At 64.0% G+C, this 13,893-nt stretch carries 14 protein-coding genes and 2 tRNA genes; 8 read left to right on the top strand and 8 right to left on the bottom strand.

Features of this window, described 5'->3' with window-relative positions; translation table 11 throughout:
* Positions 1–18: 18 nt before the first annotated feature.
* Positions 19–753, bottom strand: a complete 735-nt coding sequence (locus RQX22_RS10225) for a DUF1134 domain-containing protein (RefSeq protein WP_315726123.1) — start codon at positions 751–753, stop codon at positions 19–21.
* Between the two features lie 492 nt (positions 754–1,245).
* Between RQX22_RS10225 and RQX22_RS10220 the strand changes: the two genes are divergently transcribed.
* The 4 genes from RQX22_RS10220 to RQX22_RS10205 all read left to right on the top strand — a co-directional run bounded on the left by RQX22_RS10220 (position 1,246) and on the right by RQX22_RS10205 (position 3,919).
* Positions 1,246–1,338: transfer RNA gene (locus tag RQX22_RS10220), tRNA-Ser, on the top strand.
* A 163-nt stretch (positions 1,339–1,501) separates the two neighbouring features.
* A complete protein-coding gene (locus RQX22_RS10215) occupies positions 1,502–1,783 on the top strand; it encodes a hypothetical protein (RefSeq protein WP_315726121.1) in 282 nt (93 codons plus the stop codon).
* A gap of 212 nt (positions 1,784–1,995) precedes the next feature.
* Positions 1,996–3,255, top strand: a complete 1,260-nt coding sequence (gene serS, locus RQX22_RS10210) for a serine--tRNA ligase (RefSeq protein WP_315726119.1) — start codon at positions 1,996–1,998, stop codon at positions 3,253–3,255.
* Between the two features lie 115 nt (positions 3,256–3,370).
* Positions 3,371–3,919, top strand: coding sequence for an esterase/lipase family protein (locus RQX22_RS10205; RefSeq protein ID WP_315726117.1), 549 nt, complete (start codon positions 3,371–3,373; stop codon positions 3,917–3,919).
* On the opposite strand, the gene RQX22_RS10200 is transcribed toward RQX22_RS10205, so the two are convergent.
* Both RQX22_RS10200 and RQX22_RS10195 read right to left on the bottom strand, forming a co-directional pair.
* Entirely contained in the window at positions 3,916–4,311 is a 396-nt protein-coding gene (locus RQX22_RS10200) for an acyl-CoA thioesterase (protein WP_315726297.1), read from the bottom strand. The genes RQX22_RS10205 and RQX22_RS10200 overlap by 4 nt on opposite strands.
* Positions 4,312–4,496: 185 nt before the next feature.
* Positions 4,497–6,557 carry a S9 family peptidase gene (locus RQX22_RS10195; protein ID WP_315726115.1) on the bottom strand — a complete coding sequence of 687 codons (2,061 nt, stop codon included), beginning with the start codon at positions 6,555–6,557 and terminating at the stop codon, positions 4,497–4,499.
* Between the two features lie 165 nt (positions 6,558–6,722).
* Here RQX22_RS10195 and RQX22_RS10190 point away from each other — a divergent pair, with 165 nt between their 5' ends.
* Positions 6,723–8,516 carry an aminopeptidase P family protein gene (locus tag RQX22_RS10190; protein ID WP_315726113.1) on the top strand — a complete coding sequence of 598 codons (1,794 nt, stop codon included), beginning with the start codon at positions 6,723–6,725 and terminating at the stop codon, positions 8,514–8,516.
* On the opposite strand, the gene RQX22_RS10185 is transcribed toward RQX22_RS10190, so the two are convergent.
* The gene (locus RQX22_RS10185; protein WP_315726111.1) at positions 8,513–8,653 is read right to left on the bottom strand and encodes a hypothetical protein; all 141 of its coding nucleotides are present in this window, start codon (positions 8,651–8,653) and stop codon (positions 8,513–8,515) included. The two genes, RQX22_RS10190 and RQX22_RS10185, sit on opposite strands and share 4 nt — an antisense overlap.
* Before the next feature lie 94 nt (positions 8,654–8,747).
* On the opposite strand from RQX22_RS10185, the gene RQX22_RS10180 reads away from it, so the two are divergent.
* Positions 8,748–8,822 (top strand) — tRNA-Thr (locus tag RQX22_RS10180).
* Between the two features lie 93 nt (positions 8,823–8,915).
* Here RQX22_RS10180 and RQX22_RS10175 read toward each other — a convergent pair.
* The 4 genes from RQX22_RS10175 to RQX22_RS10160 form a co-directional block, all read right to left on the bottom strand.
* Positions 8,916–9,779, bottom strand: a complete 864-nt coding sequence (locus tag RQX22_RS10175; protein WP_315726109.1) for an oxygenase MpaB family protein — start codon at positions 9,777–9,779, stop codon at positions 8,916–8,918.
* A 182-nt stretch (positions 9,780–9,961) separates the two neighbouring features.
* The gene (locus RQX22_RS10170; RefSeq protein ID WP_315726107.1) at positions 9,962–10,927 is read right to left on the bottom strand and encodes a GGDEF domain-containing protein; all 966 of its coding nucleotides are present in this window, start codon (positions 10,925–10,927) and stop codon (positions 9,962–9,964) included.
* A gap of 48 nt (positions 10,928–10,975) precedes the next feature.
* A complete protein-coding gene (locus RQX22_RS10165; protein WP_315726105.1) occupies positions 10,976–11,302 on the bottom strand; it encodes a PilZ domain-containing protein in 327 nt (108 codons plus the stop codon).
* Between the two features lie 66 nt (positions 11,303–11,368).
* Entirely contained in the window at positions 11,369–11,797 is a 429-nt protein-coding gene (locus tag RQX22_RS10160; RefSeq protein WP_315726103.1) for a PilZ domain-containing protein, read from the bottom strand.
* Between the two features lie 141 nt (positions 11,798–11,938).
* Here RQX22_RS10160 and RQX22_RS10155 point away from each other — a divergent pair, with 141 nt between their 5' ends.
* Both RQX22_RS10155 and RQX22_RS10150 read left to right on the top strand, forming a co-directional pair.
* On the top strand, positions 11,939–12,940 hold the full coding sequence (locus RQX22_RS10155) for a threonine aldolase family protein (protein ID WP_315726101.1): 1,002 nt from the start codon (positions 11,939–11,941) through the stop codon (positions 12,938–12,940).
* Complete coding sequence (locus RQX22_RS10150) at positions 12,937–13,881, top strand: DMT family transporter (RefSeq protein WP_315726099.1); 945 nt, start codon at positions 12,937–12,939, stop codon at positions 13,879–13,881. The genes RQX22_RS10155 and RQX22_RS10150 overlap by 4 nt, the downstream gene beginning before the upstream one ends.
* Positions 13,882–13,893: the final 12 nt, after the last annotated feature.

The following is a 13,893-nucleotide window of genomic DNA, read 5'->3' as shown; positions in this document are numbered from 1 at the left end:
CTGCAGGCAGGATTTGGCTTAAAACGGCAGCCAGCGATTCTTCTCGGTGAAGTTCATATAGCCGGCATTGACGCCGAGCCTCAGGCCGACGCCCAGCCGGACCGGGATCAACACGACATCGCCCTTGCGCAAATAACTCGCCGTGAAGCCGCCTACCACATAGGCATGGCCCTCCGCCGCGGGATAGCGGCTGAAGATGCGCTGGCTGTCGTACAGATTGTAGACGAGCACGAACACCTTGCTGGCGTCGGCGCCGAAATCGAAACCTACAGACGGTCCGGTCCAGTAGATCGGCCGGTCGCCTTCCACCTGGTGATGGAGCGTGCCCGATCCGTAGCGGACGCCGAGGACGAACGCTCCGCCCGCCTCGCGGCCGCTGATATAGGCATTGGGCTCGCCTTGTTCCTGGAGCAGCTTCTCGATCATCGAAGCGAGGCCCTCGGCTCCCTTGCCAAATACGCCCTCGGCGGCGTTGAAGACGTCTTCGCGCGGTACGGTGGCCTGCCCGCCATAGGCGCTGGTTTCGGCCCGCTGCCGAAAATCATTGTCCGGCGTCGCCGCGCTTTCCTCGCTCGCCCGCGATTCGTTCACGTCCTGGGGCCCCGGGTCCACCGGCTGATACTCGCTTTGGGCTTGCGGCGCGGCCGGCTGTTCCCAGCCCGGGTCGCTCACCGTGTTGGGATCGATGCGGGTGATCTGCGCAAAGCTGCCGCTGGCCATCACGGCCAAGCTGGCCGCCGCAATCAGCTTCATCAACCTCGATCCGGACATTCTTTACCCCCGACACACTGGAGATGAAGTTTAATCCTCTCAAGGCTTTCCCTGCAATGAACGGGCGACGACCCGAGTCCGTCATGCGCCGGATCGAATCCGGGTCTTCCAGGCTTGCTTGGAGCGCTGGGATCCAAGAACGATCTCAAGATCGCCGCGGCCGGCGATCGGGCCCCGACTTTGGAATCGGACAGCAAGAAGAATCATTGGGTCCGATGGCCCGCGCACCTACGAGCAGATGACCGGCGGCCGCGAAGGCGGCCCCTTCGAGCGGATGGAATTCTACGGCGGAGCCTCGGCTCCTAAATTGTCCTTCACCGCGCAGCCGCACGTCGCCTACCATTTCGTCCGCGAATGACGGCCGAAGCCGAACAAACGCCTTCACGATGTCCGGCAACCAGATCGAAAGGGAGCGATTCTATCCGGTTGAACGATTCCGATCGGCCCTATATAGGCCCGACCGCGCCGAAGCTCGGAGACGTGGGTGAGTGGCTGAAACCAGCGGTTTGCTAAACCGCCGTAGGGGGATTACTCCTACCGAGGGTTCGAATCCCTCCGTCTCCGCCAGCACCGCCTTCAGAGCCCCGCACATCCCGAAACCCGAAGAGGTCGTCCGGAGCTGGGCCGCACACGCCTTTGGCATCCCCGCCAAGGCCGTCGAGGCGCCGGTGCCGCATCGCCAGGATGCCTGATCCAGGTTAGAATGACGCTCCCCGATTCGATTCGAAAGGTGGCTCTCGTGCATCTCGATCAGGACAATGGGCATGCTTTGACCAAGGCCGAAAGGGTGGCGCTGAGGCGCCTCGTTCTGGCTCTGGATGATTTCGAACCATATGGCGCGCGCATCGTCGCCGAGGACGCCTTGTCTTCGCTGGTCCGTAAGGGCCTGGCCGAAGCAGGGCCGAGCAACCGGCCGGCCGTCGGCGCGGTCGGATACCGCCTGACCGGGCAGGGGCGGCGCATCGCCCGCCAGGGGTCTCCTTATCGCGATCTGGCGTTCGCTGACGGTTAGGACTCCTGCTTGCAGGGGGCCGACCGCCGATCGGCGGGCTTGAGGCGCTGGCCGAAGACCACAGGTGCTTCGCAAATCTGGCTGGCTCGTGCGGCGATGCCCGGCCATGCGCCTCTGGCCTAAGCCGGCCGCCAGCGGCCGACTTGCGATTATCGCAACCGCTGCCATAAGCCTTCCCGCCTTCATTCATTCAGCCAGGATCGCTTCGCGTCGTGCTCAGCCTCAACTTCATTCGTGAAAATCAGCAGGTCGTCGAAAGGGCGATCGCCGACAAGAATGTGTCGCTCGACCTTGGCGCGTTGCTCGCGCTCGATACGGCGGTGCGCTCCATGAAGGGTGAAGTCGACGAACTTCGGCGGCAACGCAATGCGATCAGCGACAGTTTCAAGACCGCGGATCCTGCCGATCGGCCGACGCTCGGCGCCAAGGCGAAGGAATTTGGGGCCCGCGCCGCCGCCATCGAAACCGAGCTCGCGGAGAATTCGGCGGCGCTCGATGCCTTGATGCTGCGGCTGCCGAACATTCCCTGGGCTGGCGCGCCGGTCGGGCCGGACGAAAGCGCCAATGTCGTCGTCCGCACCGAGGGCAGGTTGCCGGAGTTCGATTTCGAACCGCGCGACCATGTCGCGCTCCTCGAGATGAACGACTGGGCCGAACTCGGCCGGATCACCCAGGTTTCGGGATCGCGTACTTATTGCCTCAAAGGGCGGCTGGCCTTGCTGGAACAGGCCCTGATGTTCTGGGCGCAGCAGCGGCTGGCGGGCGAGGGCTTCAGCCTGATGACCGTGCCGGCGCTGGCGCGGCCGCATGCTTTCGTCGCCACCGGCCATTTCCCGGGCCATGAGGAGGAGGCCTATGAGATTCCGAAGGACGATCTCTACCTGGCCGGCACCGGCGAGATCGCGCTGACCAGCCTGCATTCGGGCGAGATTCTCGAGGCCGACAAGCTGCCGATCCTCTATGCCGGCTATTCGCCCTGCTTCCGGCGTGAGGCGGGAAGCGCCGGCCGCGACGTGCGCGGGCTGCTCCGCGTCCACCAATTCTACAAGCTCGAACAATATGTGATCTGCGAGGATGACGATGCCGTGTCGGCCGAATGGCATGGCCGCCTGCTCGCCAATGCCGAAGGGCTGCTGCGCGATCTCGAAATCCCCTATCAGGTGATCGAGGCGTCGACCGGGGACATGGGCCTCGGCAAATTTCGGATGAACGATATCGAAAGCTGGGTGCCGTCGCTCGGAAAATATCGGGAGACGCACAGCTGCTCGACGCTGCACGACTGGCAGGCGCGCCGGGCGAACCTTCGCTGGCGCGACGGCGATCGCAAGGTGCGTTTCGTCCACACGCTCAATAATACGGCGCTGGCCAGCCCCCGCATCCTCGTACCCTTGCTTGAAAATCACCAATTGGCGGACGGGCGGGTGCGGCTCCCCAAGGCGCTGCAGGGTCTGATGGGCGGTGAATATCTCTGACGAGAGCCGCCCGCCGGCCGCCATGCTTTGGCGGGAAGGCGGGTCGCTGCTTAGGCGTGCCTATTCGACATTCGGTCGGCTTGGCGAACGCGGACCGCGCAGCGGACAGAGAGTGATGGTGATCCCCGGCTTCCTCGGTTCCGACCGTTCGACGCTCGGCCTTCAGCGCGCGCTGGCGAAGGCGGGCTATCGCGCGACCGGCTGGGACATGGGTGTGAACCTCGGTGCGCGGGCGGATACGCTGCAACGGCTGCTCGCCGGCGTGGAGCGGTTCGGCAAAGGCGGGAAGGTGATCCTGATCGGCTGGAGCCTCGGCGGGATCTTCGCCCGCGAGGTCGCCAAGCTGCGCCCCGATCTGGTGGCTAGGGTGGTGACGATGGGCACGCCCTTTTCCGGCGATCCGCGCGCCAACAATGCCTGGCGCCTCTATGAATGGATCGCCGGCCACCCGGTCGATCAGCCGCCGATCGAGGTGAACATACCGGCCAAGCCGCCGGTGCCGACCATAGCCTTGTGGTCGCGCTGCGACGGCATCGTCGCGCCGCGTTCGGCACGTGGCCGGGAAGGGGAAAGCGACCGCCAGATCGAGATGGCGTGCACCCATATGGGTTTCGCTGTCGATCCCGCGGCCTATCCCTCCGTGATCGCGGCCTTGAACGATTAGGCGATAAAGGGCTTCGCCACGTCCGGCGGCACGCGCAACGGCCGTCCCGTGGCTTTGTCCAGGATCGCCCAGGTCGTTCGGGCGCGGACGCGCGGCTTTCCGTCCTCTCCGATAAATTCGACATGTCGATCGAACCGCGCGCCCTTGGGAGCATCTCCCACCCAGGTCCGGCCGATGACGGTCTCGCCCGGGCCCACCGAGCGCAGATAATCGATCTCGTGCCGGGTCACGACCCAGATATAGGCATCACGATGCGCGGTCGCTGCGACGGCATTCCAATGGGCCGTCGCCATATCCTGAATCCACCGCACCCAGACCGCATTGTTGACGTGACCGAGCTCGTCGATGTCTTCCGGCTGAGCGGTGATCTGGCGTTCGAAGGGCGTGACTATTGGATCCTCCCTAAAGGAAAGGGGAGCCGGCTATAGGCTGATGGAGGGGCCGCCGCCGCCATCTGTATCAGGCCCCCCGCACCTGCAAAGGCTTCATCCATCGATCGCACATTTCCCAAGGCCTCGGCATTCCCCTCCATCGCAAAGTGCGCGACCCCCTCCCCAGGAAACTCCCGGGGAGGATTTCAATCGTCCATCTGCGTAAGCACGAAGGCATAGGCCTCGGCCACCTCGCGGAGCTGCTCCCAGCGTCCCGACTTGCCGCCATGGCCGGCGCCCATATTGATCTTCAGGAGCAGCAGATTGTCGTCCGTCTTGGTGGCCCGCAGCTTGGCGGCCCATTTGGCGGGCTCCCAATAGGTCACGCGGGGATCGTTGAGGCCGCCGGTGATCAGCAGCGGCGGATAGGCCTGCGCCTTCACATTGTCGTAGGGCGAGTAACTGCGGATCGTGTCGAAGGCCGCTTTGTCGGTGATCGGATTGCCCCATTCGGGCCATTCGCCTGGCGTGAGCGGAAGGCTATCGTCCAGCATGGTGTTGAGCACGTCGACGAAGGGTACGTCGGCCACCACCGCGCCCCACAGGGCCGGGTCGCTGTTGATGACGGCGCCCATCAATTCGCCGCCCGCCGATCCCCCCTCGATCGCGATCCTGCCGGCCTGGGTGAAACCGAGCCCGATCAATCCCTTCGCCGTGTCGACGAAATCGTTGAACGTATTGGTCCTCTTGTCGAGCTTCCCGTCCAGATACCATTGATAGCCCAGGTCGTCGCCGCCGCGTATGTGGGCGATGGCGAAGACATAGCCGCGGTCGAGCAGGCTGATCCGGCTGGTCGAGAAGCCGGGCGGGATCGCGTGGCCGTAAGCGCCATAGGCATAGAGGAAGAGATTGCCCCCCTTCTGCCTGCGATCCTTGCGATAGACCAGCGAAACCGGAATCCGCTCGCCGTCGCGCGCCTGCACCAGATGGCGTTCGGTGGCGTACAGAGCAGGATCATAGCCGGACGGGATTTCTTGGACCTTCAGCACCTCCAGCCTCTGGTCGGCCGGGTGATAATCATAGACGGTGGTCGGTGTCACCATCGACGAATAGGTCAACCGATAGGCTTCGGGCGCATAATCCGGATTGCCGGTGAAGGCGGCACTGTAGCTGGCCTCCCGGAAAGGCAGCCTTCGCTCTTCCCCGGAATAGTTCCGCAAGAGCAATTGGTCGAGGCCATCGACGCGCGCCGCAATGGCCAGATGGTCGCGATAGGATGTCAGTCCGGTCAGATAGACCCGATCGGATCCGGGGATCAGGGTCTTCCATTCGCCCGGCCGGGCGGGATCGGCCTCCGCCAGGCGAAAATTCACATGCTCGTCATTGGTCAGGATCCACAGCCTGCCATGGGCGGCATCGACCGAATAGAGCCGCTTGGCCATGCGCGGCGCGATCAGTGTGGGCGGCGCCTCGGGATCGCCGGCCGGCACGAACCGGACCTCGTTGGACGCATTGTCGCCGGCCGATATGAAGATCAGGCTTCGATCCTGGGATCGTGAGACATCGACCGAAAAGCCTGCATCCTCCGTCTCTTCATAAAGCGTCTGGTCCTCGCTGGCCGGCCGCCCGAGCCGGTGCAGGCGGGCACGGTAGCTGCGCCAATTCTCGTTCACCTCGGTGAAGACGATGGCCTTGCCGTCGCTGGCCCACACTGGAGCGCCGATGCCGACTTCGGTCACCGTCTCGATGTCCGTGCCGGCCGCGATGTCGCGGATGCGGAGCTTGAACCGTTCCGAGCCGTCATCGTCGATCTGGATGGCGGCGAGGCTGCCGTCGGGGCTCACCGCCATCGCCCCCAATTTGTAATAGTCCGAGCCTTCGGCCTCGGTCGCTTCGTCCAAAAGGATCTGCTCCGCGCCGCCGCCGGCCGGCTTGCGATACCATGTCCGATATTGCGCGCCTGGCCTGAACGCCCACCAATAGAGCCAGTCGCCATTTCGTATGGGGACGCTCGATTCGTCCTCCTTCAGCCGCGCCCTCATTTCCTGGAACAAGGTCTCGACGAGCGGGCGATGCGGCGCCATCGCCGCCTCGAAATAGTCGTTCTCGGCCTTCAGATAGCCCAGCACCTCGGGATCATCGACCTTGGGATAGGATGGGTCCTTCAGCCAGGAATAGGGGTCCTCGATGTGCCGGCCGTGACGCTCGTAGCTGTGGGGGCGCTGCTCGGCGCAGGGAGGCGCGGGAAGGTCGGAGGCTTTGGTCATCTCTTCTTTCTGGGAATAAGCGGAAATGGCAGGAACCGCGACCGCCTGTGGTGGCAGAATCTGACGCCTGCGCGTCCTTGCCCTCATACTGTCACGCCGTCACGGCCTCGCTTTTTACGGGTCCGAACCCTAATTAGCGGACCGTCACCGCCTTGGGAAAATATTATGTCCACCTATGATGCGCGCCTCGCCGCGCTCCGCGAACAGCTTCGCAACGACCGGCTCGACGGTTTCGTGGTGCCGCTCACCGACGAACATATGAGCGAATATGTCGGAACCTATGCGCAAAGGCTCGCCTGGCTCACGGGCTTTCAGGGATCGGCCGGGGCCGCCGCCGTCCTGCCCCAAGAAGCGGCGATCTTCACCGACGGGCGGTACACGCTCCAGGTCCGCGACCAGGTCGACGGACGGCACTGGAGCTTTCAGTCAGTACCGCAAACGAGCATCGCCGACTGGCTGAAGGATCATGCGCCGGACGGCGGCCGGATCGGCTATGATCCCTGGCTGCACACCAAGGATTGGGTGACGCGGGCGCGTGCGGCGCTTGCCGAACGCGGTGCCGAACTGGTGGCCGTGCACCGCAATCCGATCGATGCGATATGGGCCGACCGGCCGGAGCCATCGAATGCGCGGCTGGTGGTTCACCCCGATCGTCATGCCGGCAAATCCTCGGCCGCCAAGCGCCAGGACATGGCCGCATGGCTTAAGGAGGCGAAGGCCGATACGGCCGTGCTGTCCGCCCTCGATTCGATCGCCTGGACCTTCAACATTCGCGGCCAGGATGTCGATCATACCCCCGTCGCCTTGTCCTTCGCCTTGGTCCATGCCGACGGCACCGCCGATCTGTTCGTCGCTTCGGAAAAGATCGGCGACGACGTCCGCCAGCATCTTGGCAATGGCGTTCGCGTGCACGAGCGCGATGCCTTCGAGCCGTTCCTCGCCCAGCTGGGTGGACGAACGATCGTCGCCGATCCGGAGCGCGCCGTTGCCGCGATTTTCGATGCGCTGGAAGCCGCCAAGGCCAAGGTCGTGCCGAAACGGGATCCTGCCGTCCTCCCCAAGGCGATCAAGAACGAGACGGAGATCGGAGGCCATCGCGCCGCCCAGGCACGGGACGGGGCAGCCCTTGCCCGCTTTCTTCACTGGCTTTCCGTCGAGGCTCCCAAAGGCGGGATCGACGAGCTGACGGCCTCCGCCAAGCTTCACGATTTTCGCGCGCAAAGCGGCAACCTGCGCGATCTGAGTTTCGACACGATTTCGGGGGCCGGCCCCAATGGCGCGATCGTCCATTACCGCGTCACCGAAGCGACCAACAGGCCGATCGAGATGGGCACGCTCTATCTGGTCGATAGCGGCGGCCAATATCCGGACGGAACCACCGACGTCACGCGGACGATCGCGGTCGGAAGGCCGAGCGCGGAAATGCGTGACCGCTTCACCCGCGTCCTGAAAGGCCATATCGCGCTGGCTCGGGCAATCTTTCCGGAAGGAACCCGCGGCACCCAACTCGATGTCCTGGCCAGGCAATTTCTCTGGGCCGCAGGCCTCGATTACGCGCATGGCACCGGCCACGGCGTCGGCTCCTACCTCGCCGTTCATGAAGGGCCGCAGCGCATCGCGCCGGCCGGGGCCGGGCAGGCGGGAGGTGACGAACCGCTTCGCGCCGGGATGATCTGCTCGAACGAGCCCGGCTATTACAAATCCGGGGAATATGGGATCCGGATCGAGAATCTGGTGCTCATAGTTCCCGAAACGGTCGAGGGTGCCGAAAAGAAGCTGCTGGGCTTCGAAACCCTCACCTTCGCACCGATCGATCGGACCTTGATCGATGCCGGGATGATGACGCCGGAGGAGTTGAACTGGCTCGATTCCTACCACACCAAGGTCGTGGAAATTGTCGGGCCGCAGCTCGAGGGCGAAGCGAAGGCCTGGCTCGAAGAGGTTTGCAGGCCGCTCTAATGATCCGCCTCGCCAGGCGGGATTTGAGGTGCGGAGTCCGACGGCGGCTCGCCCCGCGCCTGCGCTTTGCGTCGGCGCAGATTCTGGCGAAGCGCCTCGGCCAATCGTTTCGCCCGTTCGTCGTCGCTTTTCGTCATGGCGGAAGCTAAGCGAAGACCGGTGCCCGCGGCAAGCCGCCTTGACACGGGCAGGGCCGCCCGGCCATAGCGCCGCGTCCCCGCAAAAGGCGATGCTGCCGTAGCTCAGTGGTAGAGCGCATCCTTGGTAAGGCTGAGGTCGTGAGTTCAATCCTCACCGGCAGCACCATCTTCTATGCGGAACGCGGCCTGAGAGCCGATCGTTTGAGGCGGAAGCACTTCACGCTTTCGCCGATGACGTGAATCAGCCTCTATCCAATCTCTAGGCGTCGACCCGGCGTCGGGCCCTGATCGCGGATCCGTCCCGCAAGGCCCAGCGCAGCACGGCGCCGAAGCTTCGGGCGCCTGCCCGGGCGGCATGCCTGTCGATGCCAAGGCGGAAGCCATGCATCTCGGCCGCCCAGTCCGGCAATAAGTCGATCCCGGCCTTCAGCACCACCTGGCCGAAAGGCTTTGCGGCAAGTCGCGGAGCTGGTTGGTCGAGCAACGCCCGCGCCACTTCACGCGTCCTCGAATCGTGGCGCAACTCGGGGCGGATGGAATGCAGATAGGCTTGGATGCCGGGACGGGACCGTGGCACGCAGGTTGCACCGAGGCGCTCGGCGATCGTCGCCGTCTGCGCGAAATATTCGTCCTGTTCGGCCTTCGACAAATGCGGTTGGTGATAGCGCATATGGGCGCGCATGAAGCTGCTGACCTCGGCGACATGGACCCAGGTCAGAAGATCCGGGTCATTGGCCGAATAGGAAGAACCGTCGGGGAGGGTGCCGTGCACGCGGTCATGGATGGATCGGACGCGTTCGATCAGCTGCAGGGCCTGGCCGGTCGCGCCATAGGTCGTGCCGGACACGAACTGGGCGGTGCGGCGCAAGCGGCCGGGCATGTCGCGGCGGAAATCGGAATGATCCCAAACCCCCGCAAGCGCCCGCGGATGGAGCATCTGCAGCAGCAACGCGGCGACGCCGCCGATCATCATCGACGTGAAGTCGGCATGGACCCTCCAGGCCATCGTGCCGGGCCCGAACAGGCCCGGATCGCCTTTCGGGAGATCGAGATCCACCACGCCCGTGCCAAAGCCGACAAAGTCATGGATCTGCCGCTGGATCGCCTGACGAACGGCCAACATTGGCACGATCTAAACCCTTTCGGATCGAATGGAAGTATCTGGCGATCCAACGCCGCGCCATGTCACGAGTATCCGGATACACCGGAAGGCGCTTCTCAAGCTGACGATAGAGCGCGACCGCTATTATTCATGTCCGACCATTCTGCCCAGCGGCGTTGGGAGGATCCTATCGGTCCCGACCTTCAGCGCACCAGAGCGAGGCCCGTCGCCATCCTGTCGTCGACATCTTCGGAAAAGGCGATGAAGCCTTCATGGTTGCACAAGGCGGTCATGGTGGCGGCGCGAAGGGCGGCGCCTTCGCGCTTCGCCTGGTACATCAACTGGTCCGCCAGGTGGACGTCGGCATCGACGAAGCTCGCGGGGCGCGGATCGAGGATCAGCACGCCCATGCTGCACCGGAGGGGATGATCCATATGGCCCAGGATTTCGTTCATCCGTTCGTGCAACTGGCGCGCAACGCGATAGCCTTCGGTCTCGCTGCCGACGGGCAGGAAGAGCAGGAACTCGTCGCCGCCGACGCGGGCGAAGATGTCCCCCGTCCGGATCGCGGTGCGTACCTCCTTGGCAAAGGCGCGTAATGTTTCGTCGCCGGCGGCATGGCCGTGCCGGTCGTTGATCTGCTTGAATCCGTCCAGATCGACATAAGCCAGGATACCCCAGCCTTCGGGGTCGTGATTGGCAGCGGCATGTTCGTGGAAGGCCTGCCGATTGAGCGCACCGGTCAGGGCGTCGCGCCGGGCGCGGCGCCATTCGCGATCATAGGAACGCCGCATTCCGGAAATCAGCACTAGGATCATGGCCACGGACAGGATGCGCATCGCGAAATTCCAGGCGATGGCGGCGCCGCCCAGCGGATAGGCATCGCCATTGACCATGATCGAGAGCCCCATGCAGGCAAAACCCATGGCGCAACCGGCCCGCCAGCCGATCGTCCAGGTCGGCAGGCAGATGAGCAGCAGATAGAACGGGCCGAACCACATGCCGGGACCGGTCAGGAAGTCGATAAAGCCAACGATTGCGATCGAAATGCCGCTCACGATCAGGGCCTGCCGGGCCGACAAATGTGTCGCCCAGGCGATGAGGGCATCGAGTCTCTGCGCGATGACAGGAATAAGGCCGGCCGCGCGAGAGGAGAGATCGAGCTTCATTTCACCCGCGTAACAGGGAGGCCCTAATATAATGTGAAGCTGGACGGCTCATCGTCCAGAGGCTTTGCTGACGATCATGTCGAGCACGGCGGGATGCAGCGGCCGCACGAACTCTCCGCCGAGCAGGTGACCCCGCATCCAGGCGACGCGTCCGTGCAGGCTCTCGAGGCCGGGCAGTTTCAGCCAGAGATCGGTGCCCGGTTCGAGTTCCAGATGGGTCTCTGCGCGGAAGCCATGGACCGAAAGATCCAGGATCTCGACGGTCACGCTCGACGCTCCGCGCTGGCGCAGGCCGGCCCCGAGTGCGACGTCGCGCCGTTCGGATTTGCGGTGCTCCGAAGAGTTTTCGAAGGCGAGTTGGCCGGTCAGGTCCATCGGACAATCCCGAAGCATTGGCTCAATTTCCGACGGATGCGATGCGCAAACGCGGGGCCGGGCACCTTACTCTCCCGGGACGGCAAGCCCGACGGACGCACCCCAGACGCGCGCGCGCTTCCTGTCCTGTTCGCTCAACTCGTCGAACAGGCGGGGCCGGCGATAGCGCTGCGCCGATTCATCCGGTTTGCCGCCCAATTGGACCAACAGCTCGCTTTCATCGATCATGAATGCGAATTCCAGACCGACCCGGTTGCCGCCGGTCCAGGCGATCCTGGCCGGCACGATCGTCTTTCCGCGCTTGAACGTCACCTGGCTGCCGACCGGCGGCACCGCCATACATTCGACCAGCGCGCCCTTGCGCGACAGATCCCTGAGCCGGCCTTCGATTTCGTTGCCTGCGTCCGTTTCAAGGCGCACCGCCAACAGCACGCGTGCGCGCCTGGCCTTTCGGTTGCCGGATTTCGGAGCTTCGACGAAATTTTCTGCGCCCATTGCCTCTGGTCCTGATGATCGGAACGGCAAGCCTAGCCGCAAGGCACCTAAATTGTCGTAAACATTGCCTGCAGTTCGTCGCATTTTCAGCCGGGAAAGATCGGCGTTGACCTTGCCCGGCCCTGGTCTATGGCCCAGTTCATGCGCTTCTTTTCGGACAATGCCGCCGCCGTTTGCCCGGAGGTCATGTCGGCCCTGGCCGCGGCCAATCGGCCCGACATACCCTATGACGGCGATGCCTGGAGCGCGCGGCTCGACACTGCCTTTTCGCAATTGTTCGAAACCGAAGTTCGGGCCATCTGGGTCACGACCGGAACCGCGGCCAATGCACTCGCGCTGGCGGAACTCTGTCCGCCTTACGGGGGCATTGTCTGTCACCGCGACGCCCATATCCAGCTCGACGAATGCGGCGCTCCGGAATTCTACACGCACGGCGCCAAGCTGTTGCTGGCGGACGGTGAAGGGGCAAAGCTCAGTCCGGCCGGCGTGGCGGCGGTGCTCGACGCCATCGGCAGCGAGGTCCACAGGGTCAGGCCGGCCGCGCTCTCCATCACCAACGGGACCGAATATGGTCTCGTCTACACGCCGGCGGAAGTCGCGGCGCTGGGCAATCTCTGTCGCGCACGGGGGCTGGGATTTCATCTCGACGGCGCCCGCTTCGCCAATGCCGTAGCGGCACTTGGCTGTTCGCCTGCGGATCTCAGCTGGCGGGCCGGCGTCGATGCATTAAGCTTCGGGTTCACCAAGAATGGCGGCCTTTGCACGGAAGTCCTGATCCTGTTCGGCGGGCGCGATATCGAGCCGAGCCTGTTCCGCCGCAAGCGGGGCGGGCATCTTCTTTCCAAGGGCCGCTACCTGGCCACGCAATTGCTCGCCATGCTGGAAGACGATCTCTGGCTCCGCAACGCCCGGACGGCCAATCGACATGCCGCGCGCATCGCCGCCGCGGCGGGCGATTGGCTGGCCTATCCGGTCGAAATCAACGAAGTCTTCCTGAAGATCGGATCGGATCAAGTGCGGACGCTGCGCGACAAGGGCTTCGATTTCTACGACTGGGTGCCGGGCGAGGTTCGGCTGGTGACGGCGTGGGACAGCGATCCTGCGGCCATCGAGGCTTTGGCCGTGGCGCTCGAAGAGCTGTGAGCGACCAGGATACCGGGTTTCGCCAGCTCGGCGTCCTGCTTCCTTTCCTTCTCGTCACCCTCATCTGGGGATCGACCTGGATCGTCATCCGCGATCAATTGGGTCCAGTCCCGCCCGCCTGGTCGATCGCCTATCGTTTCGCCATCGCCGCCACGGCGATGTTCGCTTATTCCGCAGCGACGGGCATATCGCTGAACATCGGGCGAAACGGACATGCGCTCGCCTTGATGTTCGGCCTTTCGCAATTCTTCCTCAACTTCAACTTCGTCTATCTGGCCGAACATCATATCACGTCGGGCCTGGTCGCGGTCGTCTTCGCATTGCTGCTCGTGCCCAACAGCGCGCTTGGCTGGCTGTTCCTGCGGCACCGGACGACAGGCCGCTTCCTGGCCGGTTCCGCGGTGGCGGTGGTCGGCGTCGCCTTGCTCTTCATCCATGAAATGCGTGGCAGCAACGCGGCATCGTCGGAAGTCGTGCTCGGCATCGGCCTTACCATCCTCGGCGTTCTTTCCGCGTCCGCCGCCAATGTCATGCAGGCCTCGGAAAGCCTCCGCCGGCGTCCGATAGCGGCCATGCTGGCCTGGGGCATGACTTATGGCGTGATCGCCAATGTCGTTACAGCCTGGCTGTTCTATGGGCCGCCGTCGATCGAATATCGCCTGGGTTACTGGGTTGGGCTTCTCTATCTGGGCCTGCTCGCTTCGGCTTTGGCTTTCACCTTCTATTTCTCGCTGATCCGGAAGATCGGGCCTGCGAAGGCAGCCTATTCGAGCGTGCTCGTACCGGTTATCGCCATGACGCTGTCGACCCTGTTCGAAGGCTATCGCTGGTCCACTTTGGCGGCCGCGGGCGGATTGCTCGCGCTGGCGGGTTTGGTCATTGCCCTGCGGGCAGGCAAAACAATCCAGGTGGCGGAGCGTCCCGATCTGAAGCCGGATTGATCGGCACGCGGC

This window comes from Sphingosinicella rhizophila (assembly GCF_032378825.1).
Lineage (GTDB): Bacteria > Pseudomonadota > Alphaproteobacteria > Sphingomonadales > Sphingomonadaceae > Allosphingosinicella > Allosphingosinicella rhizophila.
Note: the sequence above shows the minus strand (reverse complement) of the source record. Positions and strands in the feature narration are given on the sequence as shown.

Coding starts and splice junctions, on each gene's coding strand:
- RQX22_RS10225 (WP_315726123.1), bottom strand. CDS start 753: ATGAAGCTGATTGCGGCGGCCAGCTTGGCCGTGATGGCCAGCGGCAGC.
- RQX22_RS10170 (WP_315726107.1), bottom strand. CDS start 10,927: ATGAAGCTCGATCTCTCCTCTCGCGCGGCCGGCCTTATTCCTGTCATC.
- RQX22_RS10165 (WP_315726105.1), bottom strand. CDS start 11,302: ATGGACCTGACCGGCCAACTCGCCTTCGAAAACTCTTCGGAGCACCGC.
- RQX22_RS10190 (WP_315726113.1), top strand. CDS start 6,723: ATGTCCACCTATGATGCGCGCCTCGCCGCGCTCCGCGAACAGCTTCGC.
- RQX22_RS10175 (WP_315726109.1), bottom strand. CDS start 9,779: ATGTTGGCCGTTCGTCAGGCGATCCAGCGGCAGATCCATGACTTTGTC.
- RQX22_RS10160 (WP_315726103.1), bottom strand. CDS start 11,797: ATGGGCGCAGAAAATTTCGTCGAAGCTCCGAAATCCGGCAACCGAAAG.
- RQX22_RS10155 (WP_315726101.1), top strand. CDS start 11,939: ATGCGCTTCTTTTCGGACAATGCCGCCGCCGTTTGCCCGGAGGTCATG.
- RQX22_RS10195 (WP_315726115.1), bottom strand. CDS start 6,557: ATGACCAAAGCCTCCGACCTTCCCGCGCCTCCCTGCGCCGAGCAGCGC.
- RQX22_RS10205 (WP_315726117.1), top strand. CDS start 3,371: ATGGTGATCCCCGGCTTCCTCGGTTCCGACCGTTCGACGCTCGGCCTT.
- RQX22_RS10185 (WP_315726111.1), bottom strand. CDS start 8,653: ATGACGAAAAGCGACGACGAACGGGCGAAACGATTGGCCGAGGCGCTT.